Here is a 14,797-nt window from a genome sequence, read left to right on the forward strand (position 1 = left end):
GTTTCATCTCCCCTTTCTTTAGTTCACATTTGTTATATTTTTTTTCGAGATGGATACAAGTGCCTGCTCGGCTGCCATTGAGATCGCTTGCAGCACTGCAGATCCTTTTTTGCGTTTTTTCAATGTTTGCTTCATCATATGGTGCTCGTCCAGCACAGCGCCTACATGCTTGCCTTCATATGAAGGAACTTCCTTACATTTCGATAAGATTGAAATCCCGCCAAGCACATGACATTTTTGAATGATAAATGATTCATCGACAATGATGAACGCAATGGCCCCAGGACCAAATTTGCGCCTCTCCATTCCTGAAAATAAGTGATAACCTTGTTTCCCTTTATAATCATCAATAAGTGTATCCATGCTTTTTCGGTAGTACTTGATTTGAAAAAAAGATAAACCATATTGCACAATGAGGATGATGCAAAGTACAATGGCTAACTTTTCCATAGCATCACGTCCTTATGATTGAAATAGATGATCTTGCAATGAACGCAACTTCCAGACTGTTGTGTTTGAATCCAGCTCCACATCATCATGAGATAGGAATTGTCCTGACTTGATATCTTTTTTCGCAACCACTTTACCGCTGATTAAACCAATTGGAATGTGACCGTTCGTTTTCATATCTTGATGCGTTTTAAGAACACCTCTGACTGAGTATCCGCCAATTCCGTCAAGTGTTTCTCCTGCTTTAATATCTCTTTTCGCAACAGCAACAGTTTCTGAGACTGGTACACCAATTGGGTGAATCGATGAATCGTGTTGTAAGACCGCTTTTGCAATTGTCACCGGCGTTTCAAGACTCGCTAAGTGGAAAGGTCGATAAAGCGTGTAATGAGGGCCTTTCCCAACTTTTAAGTAGCGAAGCTCTTCATCCACTGGCTCAAGCTCACTTTTGACGATAACAAATACACCTGGTGCAAGACCCTTTACATATTCAACGACACCAAAGTGATCCAGCACACCGCCTTGTTGTTTTTGGTTCAATTTATCTGCTACATTCTCTAAATTCGCTTCGACTCCGTGCATGCCCACTTTATCAGGCAAAAGCCCTGTCGCATTACTTAATAGGTTCATTTCTGCCATTGTTTTTGTTCCATCCTGAAAAGCAGCGAGCATGTGTGCACTCATATTTTTACTATCTGCTTCTACTTTACATGTATCTGGGTTCGCTTCTGGGAAAAATGGATTATTCTTACCTTTCCCAGCAACTAGCACCTCAAGTCCCATTGTTTTTGCAAATTCATATAATTCTAAAGTAGCTGCTGGTTCATCTCCAGCTGACCCAGAGTAAACAAGTCCTGCATTTGTGAATAACTTATGCATCACTAAACCGATCGTAATGTCGACTTCAACATTTAAAAGAACGAGATGTTTTTTTGAATTAAGCGCTTCCAAAGAAATGTTTGCGCCAACTTCCGGAACACCAGTTGCATCAACAATGACTTCTACGAAATCTGATTGAATGACCTCTCTGTAATCATTTGTGACGACCATTTGATGTGGTTTCGCATGTTGTTTGTAAAAATTCGCTGCTTTCTCTGCTGCATCAAGGTGAATATCACAAACACCCGCTACAATCATGCCAGGAATATGAGAAATTTGTGAGATCAGTCCAAAACCCATTTGTCCTGCACCAATAATCCCCACTTTGATCGGATCTCCGCTACGTTCTCGTGCTAACAACTGTTGATAAATTGACATAAAAATCATCCTTTCATGCTTCACATAGATTGCTAGAGAAATAATCTAAAAATTTTAACAAATGTTATAAAAATTAACAAAAATCTAATTTTAGTAACATTTGTTATCATTTTTATCATTTGTTATGGATTCAGTTTATATGATGTGTCAACTTTGTGTCAAGCTAAAATCAATAAAATTTTCAATCTTTTTGAGTCTAAAGACTCAAAAAAAACTACCTAAACAATTAGGCAGTTACTTTAATAAGGCATCTCCAGTTCGTTCATCTGTAATTAATACATGAATTAATTCGCCCTCTAATACCGCTCGTATGGCTTCAATTTTTTCTTCTCCGCCAGCTACACCAATGACAAGCGGGATTTCTTTCAGTTTTTGCGGACTTATTCCCATGACGCGGTCGTTCCATGGATGAGGATATACTTCTCCTTTTTTATTGATAAAATTATAGCAAATGTCACCTGCCACATCCTTTGCTTGGAGTATGTCCTCCTCACCTTTTGTCATATAAGATTTCACCATGGTAGAATGCTGCGGAACTCCGCCGATTCCTACAACGGCGATATTTGATTTTTCTCCTAGTTCAATGATTTTTTTGATAGACGGCTGTCTAATGAGAACATCCTTCGCTTCTTTCGTATCAAGCATGACAGGGACGTGTAAAAATTCACATTTCGACTTGAGTGCTTCTGTACATCTGGCAATAATATAATTGGCATGGATATCAACATCTTCATTTCCGACTCCTCCGACAAGTGGAACAAATGTTACGGATGGAAAGTGCTGCACCGACGTAAGCGATTTTGCCATTTCATGCAAAGTCGTTCCTGATGAAAAGCCGATCACTTGCCCATCTTTCATGACTTTTAATAAAAAGGCTGCAGCTGCCGCACCGATTCGGCTTTTCGTTGTTTCTTGACTGAGGGATTCAACACATACGACTTCTCGCAATCCATATTTCCTCTCTATCTTTCTTTCTAACGAACCATATTGTTGATTGAATTCATCATGAATAATGATTTCCACGATTCCTGCTTCACGTGCTTTTGCCAAATATTTTGATATGAGCGAGCGGCTAACCCCTACCGCTTCTGCAATTTTAGATTGGGTAGCGCCTTCTTCATAATACATATGCGCAACCTTAATGAGCAGCCTTCTTTCATCATGGAATGTCATAATAACCCTTCTTTCCGCTTAAGTGTTCCCTAACAAATGATATGTCAAATAACATTTGTTAAAAATAGATTAAATGAAAAAAATAACAGAGTCAATACTACAAGCATGTTCTCATGAAGAATGAAAAAAGCCGCTACATAACCAGCGGCTTTTTAAAAAATGTTTTTATTCATTTGTTTAATGGCTGCTTTTTCGAGCCTTGATACTTGTGCTTGGGAAATTCCGATTTCTTCTGCTACTTCCATTTGCGTTTTCCCTTGGAAAAAACGTTTGCGGAGAATCATTTTTTCTCTATCATTCAACCTGCGCATCCCCTCTTTTAAGGCAAGCTCTTCGACCCATTGAGTATCTTTGTTTCGATCATCACTAATTTGATCCATGACATAAATCGGATCTCCTCCGTCGTTATAGATCGGTTCAAACAAAGAAACAGGATCCTGAATTGCATCTAGGGCGAAGACAATTTCCTCGTGAGGCACTTCCAGCACTTTGGCAATGTCTTCTGCCGTTGGCTCCTTGCTTGTCTCACTAATCAGCCTCTCACGCACTTGGAGCGCCTTGTAGGCAATATCTCTCAGTGAACGAGACACTCGAATGGGGTTGTTGTCACGCAAGTATCTACGGATTTCTCCTATGATCATAGGGACCGCATAAGTTGAAAATCTAACATTGTGGCTTAAATCAAAATTATCAATTGATTTCATTAATCCAATACAACCCACTTGGAAGAGATCATCAACATACTCGCCTCTGTTGTTAAAACGCTGAATCACACTTAAAACCAATCGCAAATTGCCATTGACTAGCTTTTCTCTTGCTGTATCGTCCCCCTCTTCCTGTAGCTGTTTGAACAATTTTCTCATCTCATCGTTTTTCAGAACAGGCAGTTTTGAGGTGTCGACTCCGCAGATTTCTACTTTATTTCTGGACACTATTTTCCCTCCCTACAGGAGCTGTTGTACAAAATTAAGTATCTCCTTGGGATGGAAAAATATGCACGAGCTATGAAGAGAAAAATGTAAAAATATGTTCATCCCCTTGGCAGCGTAAGGAGGAGGCTTACAAAAAAATTTACACCATTTTGTTAAATTCTTTTTGTAATCGTTTAATAATTCTCTTTTCAAGCCTCGAAATATAGGACTGTGAGATGCCCAGCATATCAGCCACATCTTTTTGGGTTTTTTCTTCACCGCCGACTAAACCAAACCTTAGCTCCATAATCTGTTTCTCGCGGTCATTTAATTGCTCAAGTGCTTTTTTCAGCAATTTTTTATCGACATTTGCTTCAATATCTCGGGTGATAATATCATTGTCTGTCCCAAGCACATCTGATAGTAATAGTTCATTACCATCCCAATCAATGTTCAGTGGCTCATCAAAGGATACTTCTGATCGGGTTTTATTATTTCGACGTAAATACATCAAAATCTCATTTTCAATACACCTTGAGGCATATGTAGCAAGCTTAATCTTTTTTTCTGGATTAAATGTATTTACAGCCTTGATAAGGCCAATCGTACCTATACTAATTAAATCCTCAATATTAATGCCAGTGTTTTCAAATTTTCTAGCAATGTAGACCACTAAACGTAAGTTTCTTTCGATGAGAATCGCCCTTGCAGTTTGATCACCCTTCGGTAATTTAATAAGCAGCTCCTGTTCTTCATCTTTTGATAACGGAGGTGGGAGAGCCTCACTTCCTCCAATATAATAAATTTCATCACTCTTTAGACCTAGCTTCATGAGGAGTTTATACCAGTAGTAAGTGAGTTTAAATTTTAATTTTTTCATCTTCTTCTCCCTTCTAAATATCAAGTTGACCTCGTAAGATAAAAGACATCACCCAAAAACTACGACACACTTTGTATGATTTTTCCGTCTAACATGTCTGGATGGACAATCGATTGAAATTCATGATCTGCTGATAAGCCGCTTATACTCATGCCCACAAAGCATTTTGATGGCTGTATCATATGTGTTTTCGTATAAACCAACACCTCATCTGGCTTCAGGCACATTAGAAAGCCATGATCATGACCGACAGCACGATAAGGAACCAGTCTTAAACGATCAAGAAGAGGAAAACTTTCATCAAGCTGCTGCATCACCTCGACAGGATGACACCGTTTCATCAGTTCTAGAAATGATTCTCCGCAAACGGACGTCAGCTTCTCTAGCTGGACGATCATGACAGGTGTTTTCGTCATCGGATCATAAAGCTGATTCCCTGAATCAACGAGTCCATTTAACCGAATGGTCTCTCCATTGATGTGTAATTCAACAAGCACTTGTTCATCAAACTGTCTTTTTTTCGCGCCAATCTCACCTAACCTTTTCTTAGAAAACAACCAAATAGCTGGAAATCCAGTTAAGACAAAAAGCCAGCTAATGGGATCACCAAACCCATTGTTTTGTGAAATAAGCAATCCATCTTGAATGACTGTATTTGTTTGTAAAAACGAATGAACCCCAATCATGCCTCCTCCCATCAAAAATGTGACAAAATAAAAAGCAAACAGATTTTGAAAAAAGGAACGAAAACGCCCAAAGCCAAATGTTGCAATCACGATCAAGACAGAAAATAGCAGTTTACCTAAAGGGTGTGATACAAACATTGCAAATGGTGTAAAGAGCAAAAGAACAATGCTCGACCCAATAAGAGCACCTAACATATATCGCCTTTTTTTCACTTGGCGTTTGAGAATAAATGCAGTCAGTAAGAGAAGCAATAGATCAAAACAAAAGTTTAACAACCAAATCACATCTAAATAAATGACCACTTTTTGCTCCTTTCATCTAAAACAAAGAATCAAAAGCAGTACTTGCACTTGTTTGTACTAGTATAAAACAGTCATCAGAAGGAAGTCTGTCAATTCTTGTTGGGGATGATAGAGAACTTTTGCTGGATTGTTATTGTTTTTGTCGAGGAAAGAGAATTAGGTGAACTCATGGCCATTTCTAGGACAAGTTGTTTTATTTTTTACAGTTAAATGTTTCTTATGACTTAACCCGAATAAACCTAAATACATTATGATAGATTTCACGTTTCTTGTAGTGCTACGACTTTTCTATTAGAGCAGCAGGCTTCTTTTCTTTTAAACAAAAAAATGATCCCCTTCCAAATGGAAGGGGATCTTACATAATTGATTAACGTTTGTTACGATTTCGTAAGAACGTAGGGATGTCCAGCGTATCATCGTGTGATTGTGTATTGTGTCTTGGCTGAGATGAAGTTTGCTGATGATCTTCTCGCTTCACTTCGCGCTTTTGTGGGATGGATTGATTTTGCTTTAATCCCTGTCCTAATGGATTTCTTTGCGGTTTTGTCACTTCTTGCTCTTGCTCAATAAATCCAGTTGCGATCACAGTGACAACAATTTCATCTTTCAAATTATCATTAATGACAGACCCGAAAATCATATTCACATCTTCATCAGATGCAGAAGCAACAATATCTGCCGCTTCTTGCACTTCATAAAGACTAAGGTTTGTACCACCAGTAATATTCATGATCACACCTTGTGCTCCATCAATAGCCGTTTCAAGAAGTGGTGAAGAAATAGCCTTTTTCGCAGCTTCAGCAGCACGGTTTTCACCTGTTGCCACACCAATTCCCATAAGAGCTGAGCCTTTATTTGACATGATTGTTTTCACGTCAGCAAAGTCAAGGTTAATCAAACCTGGTGTTGCAATTAAATCTGAAATTCCTTGTACACCTTGTCTTAAAACATTATCCGCAGCACGGAACGCTTCAAGCATTGGCGTATTTTTATCAACAATTTCAAGCAAGCGGTCGTTTGGAATCACAATTAATGTATCCACCGCTTCTTTCATAGAAGCAATCCCTTCAACTGCTTGAAGCTGACGTTTTCTTCCTTCAAAAGTAAAAGGGCGTGTCACAACTCCAACTGTCAATGCGCCAGAGTCTTTTGCGATCTTTGCAATAACAGGTGCAGCACCGGTTCCAGTCCCTCCACCCATACCAGCAGTAACAAAGACCATGTCCGCACCTTTTAATACTTCTTCAATTTGTTCCTTGCTTTCTTCAGCAGCCTTTTTACCGACCTCTGGATTCGCTCCTGCTCCAAGCCCTCTTGTCAGCTTAGCGCCAATTTGCATTTTTGTTTCTGCTTTTGAAAGGTTTAACGCCTGAGCATCTGTATTCACTGCAATAAAATCGACACCCTGCACGTCATTTTCAATCATTCGGTTGACAGCGTTATTCCCGCCTCCACCTACTCCGATTACTTTAATTGATGCTAGGCCGTCTATATTTGTTTCAAACTCCAACATGCTGAATCCTCCTAATCCGTCGAAAATCTAATTCTATTCCCAGAACATATTAAATAGTTTTTTCATTCTGCCCTGTTTTTTATTTGTCTCTTGTTGTGCTTTTTGTTTCACTTTCGGTCTTGGCTGCACTTCTTTCACTTGTGCTGAAGAAGAAACCGGCTCCATGGACGCACCGACTTCATGAAACGCCTCATCCGGCATTTGAAAACCAACCTGCCTGCCCTGAATCTTTGCATTGCGGTAAGCAAAATGGATAAGACCCACCCCTGTCATATATTGAGGCTCTCTTACCCCGATATAATTAGGACTTGCAATCCTTACATTATTTTGCAAGACTGTTTGTGCAAGAGAAAGGATACCTGGAATGGCTGCCTGTCCACCTGTTAGAACAAATCCGCCAGGCAGATCATGAACCCCCATATTTCTTAACTCCTCTGCAACAAACAACAGGATTTCTTCCAAGCGCGCCTCGATAATATTTGCCGCTTCAAGTTGTGTATACGTCTGTTTTTGATCTGTCCCGATGACGGAAACTTCAAATGTTTCATCAGGCGATGCTTCATCATAGAACGCATGTCCAAATTCTTTTTTAATCCGTTCAGCTTCTTCTGTGGAAGTTCTAAGTCCTATAGACAAATCCTTTGTAATGTTCTCTCCGCCCAAAGGGATAGTGTGAGTAGAATAGAGATGCCCGTTTTTAAATACGGATATGGTTGTAGATCCTCCGCCAATATCGACAAGAGCTACTCCTAGATTTTTTTCATCTTTTGATAATGCTGCTGACCCCGATGCGAGTGGCTGTAAGCAAATATCCATAATTTCGATTCCAGCTCGCTCTACACACCGGAGCCAGTTATGTAGAATCGTTTTAGAGCCTGTAATTAACGATCCATCCACCTCAAGCCGAACACCGAGCATTTTTTTCGGGTCTGTGATTTCATCTCTTCCATCGACGATAAATTGTCTTGGAATCACGTCTACAACGAGATGTTCTTGAGGAATAGATACTACTTGTGCAGCATCTAAGACGCGTCTCACATCCTCAACATGTATTTCTTTGTTTTCACTAGATACTGCGACAACGCCGCTTGTATTCTGAATATGAATGTGGTTTCCGTTAATTCCGACAATTGCCTTTTGTAAAGGAAAACCTACCATTCTCTCAGCCTGTTCAAATGCTTGTCTAATAGAATGAACTGTCTCATCTATATCAACAATCGATCCTTTTTTTAACCCTTCTGAAGGGACATTTCCAACACCTATAATGTTAAGCGAATCATCCGCCATTTCTCCGACGATGACTTTTATATTGGATGTACCGATGTCAAGGCTGACGTAAATTTCATTGTTGTTCATTCTATGGCACCTCCTCACATATCAATACTTTCTATTCTATTATTTGCTGAACAACAATACAATGAATGTGTTTTTACAAGTGTGTAACAAAGCGTAAAAAATCAACATTTTTTATTAGGATTACTGAAAATATTCGTTACATCATATGTATATCCTTTTTTATGACTCACTTTTTTTCTTTTTCTCTAGAAATTGTCCATTTTGTTAGTAAAATTCTTCGAATTACTGCTATATTTTGAAACAATCTTACGCCGAACGCAAACATTCCGACTAAATACAAGTCTACACCAAGATGGACGCCCAGAAAAGCTAAACTTATTGCGAGTATAATATTAAAGAAGAAGCCTGATACAAACACAAGTTCATCGTATGCCCCTTGCAGATGTGCTCGAATTCCACCAATTAATGTATCAAGCGCAGCAAGTACAGCGAGAGAAAGATAATTAGAATACTCATTTGGTATCGTAAAATTCGTTAAAAAACCAATCGCAACTCCTATGATTAAACCAAGGACAGGAAGCCACATTAAAATTTTCCCTCCTTTACATCATCAAGAGGCTTTAACTCGTTTAATTGAATTGCACCATCGTTTGCTTTTAAGTGGATTTTTTTCTTCGGATGGCTGATACTCAAGCTGAAATTTTCCTGAGCGAACAAATCACCAATATCTGATACATTTAATCTGCTATACAGCTTATCAGCCTGTTGACTAATCATTTTAATATTGACTATGTCACCATCTAAGCTGTAGCCATCCATTTTGGTCGAACCATTAATATCTCTAATAACACTTGTGTTAATTACTCGGTGGTCATTGATGGAAATATACTTTGCTCCATACATATTGGCTTCGTTCATTAATTTTTTTAAAAGGTCGGGCGGGATATTTTTCACTTCTTCTCCTGTAAGATCCTTGGAAAACAGTTGCGTGATTTCAAGTTCAATGCCTTCTCCTGTCACCTCTGTAAAACCGGCCTTTTCTTTCAAATCCTTTAATGTCTGCTTCAATTGAGCTTCTTTTGATTGATCTTCTTGATTTCTATACTTTTTCAGCATCTCATCATATTTGTCGATTTCTTTTAGTAATTCCAATTCTTTACTTTTAGACGCAGATAAATCCTCTCTTAGTTCCCAAACATCTCGCGTGTCACGAATTTTAGGTTTTTGTAATGAGTTAAATTGGATTGAGACCATCACGCCAAATATCATCATTAAGACTGTCAAACTCAGTAAAGGCTTCTTTTTTCTCAACACCACTCACCTTTTCACTTTTAATCTTTGCTTCTTAAAAGAGGCTTCATATGAATATCCTTTTTTTCAATGGTCACTGAAATGTGATCACTTGTCAGCTGATCAACCGCCCCACCTGCAATATTTAAGGCAGGTATTAATACAGTGGGATCCCCGATAGCAGAAATGACAAATGGCGCCGGATGCTGGACTCCGTCAACTATGACGACTGGTCCGTTACAATGTATGTAAGATTGGTGAGTGATTCTTTGTCCATTAACGGCAACAGCAGATGCACCTGATATAAATAATTCGTTTATAACATTAAAAATGTGACTCTCATGAACAATGTAATTATTGACATTTTGTCCACTTGGGATATAAGACGCATCTTCAAGAGATACTTTTACGCCTTTTCCTTTCACACCAATTTCACCTGTAAACATTCGGTATTTCTCAACATCTTCCAAAACATTGAAATACTTCTCTTTTTTATTCTTTAAATTCGATTCTGTCGCTTGGACTTTTGATTGGAGGCTGTACAGTTCTTTTTCGAGCTTCTGATTTGCTTTTTCTTGCTTTGCCAGCTGACTTTTTAATGAATATTCTTTCTTCCATTGTTCTGTTCGATTGACATCCGCTTGATGTTGCTTTGTATATTGATACGAAAAAGAAATCAGAAACCCAAGAACAAGCATCACAATAGAGAAAATGACAGTTTTGCCTCTCAACGTTCATCTTCCTTTTTCTTAGATTTGAAAGCTTCAAAATACGTGGCTACTTCCATATGAATAATGCCTTGATCAGAACGAGAAAGTTCTTTAACAATTGATGGATATGTTTTCATTTTCTCTGCAAATGTTTTAATCGATGCAATGACTGTATAACCGTCATTCATATAAAATTTAACGAGCCACTGATTTGAACTTGTCGGCACATAATATACTTCAGAAATGAGTTCCTGAATAGAAGCTGGCAGTTGATTAAGAGATTTTACTGTCTGTTTTAGTTTCTCTTTGTTGTCCCAATCAACAAAAATGGGACCTGCATCACTTGGCGTTACCTCATCTGGTAAGACTGTTCCATTTTCAAGAAGTTCATAGTATAGATTTCCTTTTTGAAGATACGCAATATTTGCATATTCTTTTACTGCAATACTTACCTTATTTGGGAAATGTTTTTTAATGGTGACATCTTTAATCAGTTTGTTTTGTTTAATATGGTCTGCTGTTAAATCTTTGTTGAGATTCCAAAACTCTGTTTCGCCTTCTTTAATTTGTGAGAGCTTAACAAGCTGTTTTGTTGACACATGCTCGTTACCTGTGATGGTTAAAGAAGAAACTTTACTGATGGGTGTTTGTAAATAAATAATAATTAAAACCATGATGAAAAACAGCAGAATAAAAGAGATCAGTCTCCGATTGGCTTTCTGTTTTCTTTGTTCTTTAATTTTAGGAATTCGCTCTTCTATATTGACGATCTTTTCATTTTCATGATCAGGCCGCATATATCCTCTTCACCTCATTCAAAGCTGCTTGTCCACACCTTTGGGTCATTACTCATCAAATTTTGATTAGAAAACAAACGGCATGTAAAGATGCCGTTTGTTTTCCCCGCGGTATCATCATTCATAAAAGCTGGTGTTTTCGTTTGCTTCACCGATAATCTCTACCTCTGTATGCATATCTACATTGTAGTCTTCTTTAATCTTCTTTTGAATGAACTGAATTAAGTTAATCACATCTTGGGCAGTTGCCCCACCAGTGTTAACAATAAAATTCCCATGCATATCAGAAATTCTTGCTCCGCCAATCTGATATCCTTTTAAATTCGCCTTTTCTACGAGCTGTCCTGCATATTCAGGTAACGGATTACGAAAAATACTGCCGGCACATGGTCGGTTATAAGGTTGTGTTTCTTTGCGATAGTCTTTATTTTGCTGCATTTTTTTTGTGATTTTCTCGCGATCATCCTGCTTTAGCTGAAACACAGCTTCAAGTACAATGCCCGGTCGTTCTTTTTGAAGTACAGATGTCCGGTAGCTAAATTTCATTTGCTCTTTTGTTAACCACTCGATGCTTCCATCTTCAAATAAAACTCTCGCTTTCACAAGAATTTGGCTAATATCTGATCCGTGTGCCCCTGCATTCATATAAACGGCACCACCGATAGACCCTGGAATACCGGCTGCAAATTCCAGCCCTGAAAGACCTTGCTTACTAAGAGACGTTGCTAACCGTACAACAGAATATCCGCCGCCAACTCTAATTTCTTCTCCATTTACGTCTAAATGATCAAGTCCGGCACCTAACTTCAAGACAACGCCTCGAATCCCTTTGTCGAGCACAAGTAAATTAGACCCTCTCCCAATGACTGTCCAATTCACACGGCGCTTTTTTACAATATCCATTATATTTTTTACTGCATCGATATCTTTTGGGATGATCAATAAATCTGCTGGTCCGCCGATTTTCATCGTAGTATGATTTGCAAGTGGTTCGTTTTCAAGTACTTTACCAACTTGCGCATCTAATAATTCATTCTTCAAGTTCTCCATTTTACCCTCCGCCTTACCTAATATCATTCAATCATTTAGTTGTAATCTCTTTTAACACATTATATAAGCGAGTGGCCGCATCTGGTACACCAAGTTCTTTCGTTAAACAACTCATCTGCTCTAATTTCTTATCGTCACCGGCAATTTCATCAATCGCATTTAGTAAACGATCTCCAGAAAGTTCAGATTCTCTTAAAACAATAGCAGCATGATGTTTTTCAAGAGATCTAGCATTCATTTCTTGGTGATTTGCCGTCACATAAGGACTTGGAATAAAAATCGTTGGTATCCCAAGTGCTGTTACTTCAGCAATCGTTGTCGCTCCAGCTCTTGCGACAATTACATCAATTGTTTTGAGATACTCTGGCATTTGATGCAAGAAAGGTTTTGTTATCATATTAGGTGCTGCACCTTTTTCATTTAATTCGTTCATCACTTTTTCATAATGAACCTCACCTGTAATATATAAGACCTGATAGTTCTTTGTTTTTAATGCATTTTGCATCTCAATGACTGCTTTATTTATTGGGGCTGCACCTCTGCTGCCCCCAAAAATAAGAATCGTTTTTTTCTTTTCATCTAGCCCGAATTCTTTTAGAGATTTCCCCTCTTTAATAGAGACGACTTCAGAGGCCCTTGGGTTTCCTGTAAAAATAACCTTTTCAGCAGGAAAATGCGCCTTTGCTTCTTCAAAGCAAATTGCTACTTTATTAACGTATCTCGCCAAAAACTTGTTCGTGATACCAGGCAAGCTATTTTGTTCATGGATAATTGTTGGGATTTTCATTTTAGAAGCCGCATAGACCACAGGACCACAAACATATCCACCTGTTCCAATCACAGCATCGGGCTTGAAATCTTTTAAGTAAGATTTACTTTTTTGTACACCTTTAAAGAATCTCAAGATCGTTTTTATATTATCAAAGGCAAGCTTTCTTTTAAAACCTGTGATCTCTATAGACTTGAAAGGAATATTTTCTCTTTCTACAATTTTTTTTTCTAGTCCATTTTCAGTACCAATATATAAAAATTCCACATCAGAATGGAGTCTTTTCACTTCTTTAATAAATGCTAGGGCTGGATAAATGTGTCCACCTGTTCCGCCTCCACTGATTACTATACGCATTATACCATTTCCCCTCAATATTTTTTCTGCTTTAAACAAAGTATAAACCCTGTTTTAAACAACAGGGCTCCATTAAAACCTGTAATGAAGAGTCAAAATAAAGTAATTTCGAATTAGAAATAGTGATTTTCACTCTTCAAATCATTTTTTTGTAATTTTGCAAAATGACAGTCAGCATGGTTTCATTAAGAAGTAGCCAATTAATATCTGGAGTACCGGCTCACATTCAGGAGTACACCAATTGCCATCAGCATTAATGTAAGTGATGAACCACCATAACTTAGAAATGGTAGCGTGATGCCTGTCACAGGGATGAGTCCGGTGACGACGGCGATATTAATCATCACTTGAATTGCAACCATAGAAATAATGCCAACTGCTAAGAAACTTCCATATAAGTCTGGTGCACCAAGTGCAATCCGTATTCCTCTCCAAAGCAAAACGCTAAAGAGCAAAAGAATGAGTGATCCGCCTATAAAGCCGAGCTCTTCTGACAATATAGCAAAGATAAAGTCAGTCTGCGGCTCAGGTAAATAGAAGAATTTTTGTCTACTTTGACCAAGACCCATTCCAAACAAGCCGCCTGGACCAACAGCATACAGAGATTGAATAATTTGAAATCCGCTGCCTAGCGGGTCTTCCCAAGGATTCAAATAAGAAGTGATTCGTTTTATTCGATACGGCGCTGATAAAACAAGAGCAGCAAATCCGCCAAGTCCTAAAAGACCGAGAAATATAAAGTGAGCAATTCTCGCACCTGAAACAAAAATCATAATAATACAGGTTCCAACCATGACTGTCCCAGTCCCTAAATCAGGCTGTAGCATAATGATCGCAAATGCTGCAAACACAATGCCTAAAGCTGGTGCGAAACCTTTTCGGAAAGAGGTGATATTTTTTTGTTTTTCAGATAAGAATTTCGCAAGAAACGCAATCATCGCAAGCTTCATAAATTCAGAGGGCTGAATACTAAACGCACCGACACCTATCCAGCTTCTTGATCCATTCCTTTCCATCCCGATACCAGGAATGAGTACAAGCAATAAGAGAAGAAAACATATAACGATCAAGATCTTTGACCAAGTCCGCCATGTCCAATAATCCACTCGCATGATGAAAAACATCGCAATAACTCCGATTCCGGCAAACAAAAGCTGTCTTTTAGCAAAATAAAATGAATCATCAAATTTATATGATGCCCACACAGCACTTGCGCTGTACACCATAATTAAACCAATCGTCAATAAAAGTAACGTAATGACAACGAGCAAAAAATCCGGAGAAGTTTTTTTATTCGTCAAGAGACCGACACCCCAAGCATAATTTCATTTGGGCTGTCAGTCAATTTGAGAGAC

At 38.4% G+C, this 14,797-nt stretch carries 15 protein-coding genes; all 15 read right to left on the reverse strand.

The genetic code is table 11. The features are described 5' to 3' along the window. Nucleotides 1–18: 18 nt before the first annotated feature. Nucleotides 19–450, reverse strand: coding sequence for a transcriptional regulator GutM (locus tag ABVJ71_RS04715; protein ID WP_353855840.1), 432 nt, complete (start codon nt 448–450; stop codon nt 19–21). A gap of 12 nt (nt 451–462) precedes the next feature. Further along, nucleotides 463–1,707: an SAF domain-containing protein gene (locus ABVJ71_RS04720; protein ID WP_353855841.1), complete on the reverse strand. Its 1,245-nt coding sequence runs from the start codon at nt 1,705–1,707 to the stop codon at nt 463–465. Between the two features lie 234 nt (nt 1,708–1,941). Beyond that, complete coding sequence (locus ABVJ71_RS04725; protein WP_353855842.1) at nt 1,942–2,880, reverse strand: sugar-binding transcriptional regulator; 939 nt, start codon at nt 2,878–2,880, stop codon at nt 1,942–1,944. A gap of 152 nt (nt 2,881–3,032) precedes the next feature. After that, nucleotides 3,033–3,812: an RNA polymerase sporulation sigma factor SigG gene (gene sigG / locus ABVJ71_RS04730; protein WP_353855843.1), complete on the reverse strand. Its 780-nt coding sequence runs from the start codon at nt 3,810–3,812 to the stop codon at nt 3,033–3,035. 139 nt (nt 3,813–3,951) lie between these two features. Beyond that, nucleotides 3,952–4,671 carry an RNA polymerase sporulation sigma factor SigE gene (sigE, locus tag ABVJ71_RS04735; RefSeq protein WP_353855844.1) on the reverse strand — a complete coding sequence of 240 codons (720 nt, stop codon included), beginning with the start codon at nt 4,669–4,671 and terminating at the stop codon, nt 3,952–3,954. Between the two features lie 59 nt (nt 4,672–4,730). Further along, nucleotides 4,731–5,660, reverse strand: a complete 930-nt coding sequence (gene spoIIGA / locus ABVJ71_RS04740) for a sigma-E processing peptidase SpoIIGA (RefSeq protein WP_353855845.1) — start codon at nt 5,658–5,660, stop codon at nt 4,731–4,733. A 367-nt stretch (nt 5,661–6,027) separates the two neighbouring features. After that, nucleotides 6,028–7,173: a cell division protein FtsZ gene (gene ftsZ / locus ABVJ71_RS04745; protein WP_353855846.1), complete on the reverse strand. Its 1,146-nt coding sequence runs from the start codon at nt 7,171–7,173 to the stop codon at nt 6,028–6,030. Between the two features lie 33 nt (nt 7,174–7,206). Then, complete coding sequence (gene ftsA, locus ABVJ71_RS04750) at nt 7,207–8,529, reverse strand: cell division protein FtsA (protein ID WP_353855847.1); 1,323 nt, start codon at nt 8,527–8,529, stop codon at nt 7,207–7,209. Between the two features lie 166 nt (nt 8,530–8,695). Beyond that, nucleotides 8,696–9,055, reverse strand: a complete 360-nt coding sequence (locus ABVJ71_RS04755) for a small basic family protein (RefSeq protein WP_353855848.1) — start codon at nt 9,053–9,055, stop codon at nt 8,696–8,698. Then, nucleotides 9,055–9,780, reverse strand: a complete 726-nt coding sequence (locus ABVJ71_RS04760; protein WP_353855849.1) for a DUF881 domain-containing protein — start codon at nt 9,778–9,780, stop codon at nt 9,055–9,057. The genes ABVJ71_RS04755 and ABVJ71_RS04760 overlap by 1 nt, the downstream gene beginning before the upstream one ends. A 20-nt stretch (nt 9,781–9,800) precedes the next feature. Next, entirely contained in the window at nt 9,801–10,490 is a 690-nt protein-coding gene (locus ABVJ71_RS04765; protein WP_353855850.1) for a DUF881 domain-containing protein, read from the reverse strand. Then, nucleotides 10,487–11,266: a cell division protein FtsQ/DivIB gene (locus tag ABVJ71_RS04770; RefSeq protein WP_353855851.1), complete on the reverse strand. Its 780-nt coding sequence runs from the start codon at nt 11,264–11,266 to the stop codon at nt 10,487–10,489. Before ABVJ71_RS04770 ends, ABVJ71_RS04765 begins: the two co-directional genes overlap by 4 nt. 117 nt (nt 11,267–11,383) lie before the next feature. Beyond that, nucleotides 11,384–12,316: a UDP-N-acetylmuramate dehydrogenase gene (murB, locus tag ABVJ71_RS04775; RefSeq protein WP_353855852.1), complete on the reverse strand. Its 933-nt coding sequence runs from the start codon at nt 12,314–12,316 to the stop codon at nt 11,384–11,386. 31 nt (nt 12,317–12,347) lie between these two features. Further along, entirely contained in the window at nt 12,348–13,442 is a 1,095-nt protein-coding gene (gene murG, locus ABVJ71_RS04780) for an undecaprenyldiphospho-muramoylpentapeptide beta-N-acetylglucosaminyltransferase (RefSeq protein ID WP_353855853.1), read from the reverse strand. Nucleotides 13,443–13,642: 200 nt separating this feature from the next. Next, nucleotides 13,643–14,743, reverse strand: coding sequence for a stage V sporulation protein E (gene spoVE, locus ABVJ71_RS04785; protein WP_353855854.1), 1,101 nt, complete (start codon nt 14,741–14,743; stop codon nt 13,643–13,645). Nucleotides 14,744–14,797 lie beyond the last annotated feature (54 nt).

It is taken from the genome of Bacillus sp. Bos-x628 (genome assembly GCF_040500475.1).
GTDB classification, from domain to species: Bacteria; Bacillota; Bacilli; order Bacillales; family Bacillaceae; genus Bacillus; species Bacillus maqinnsis.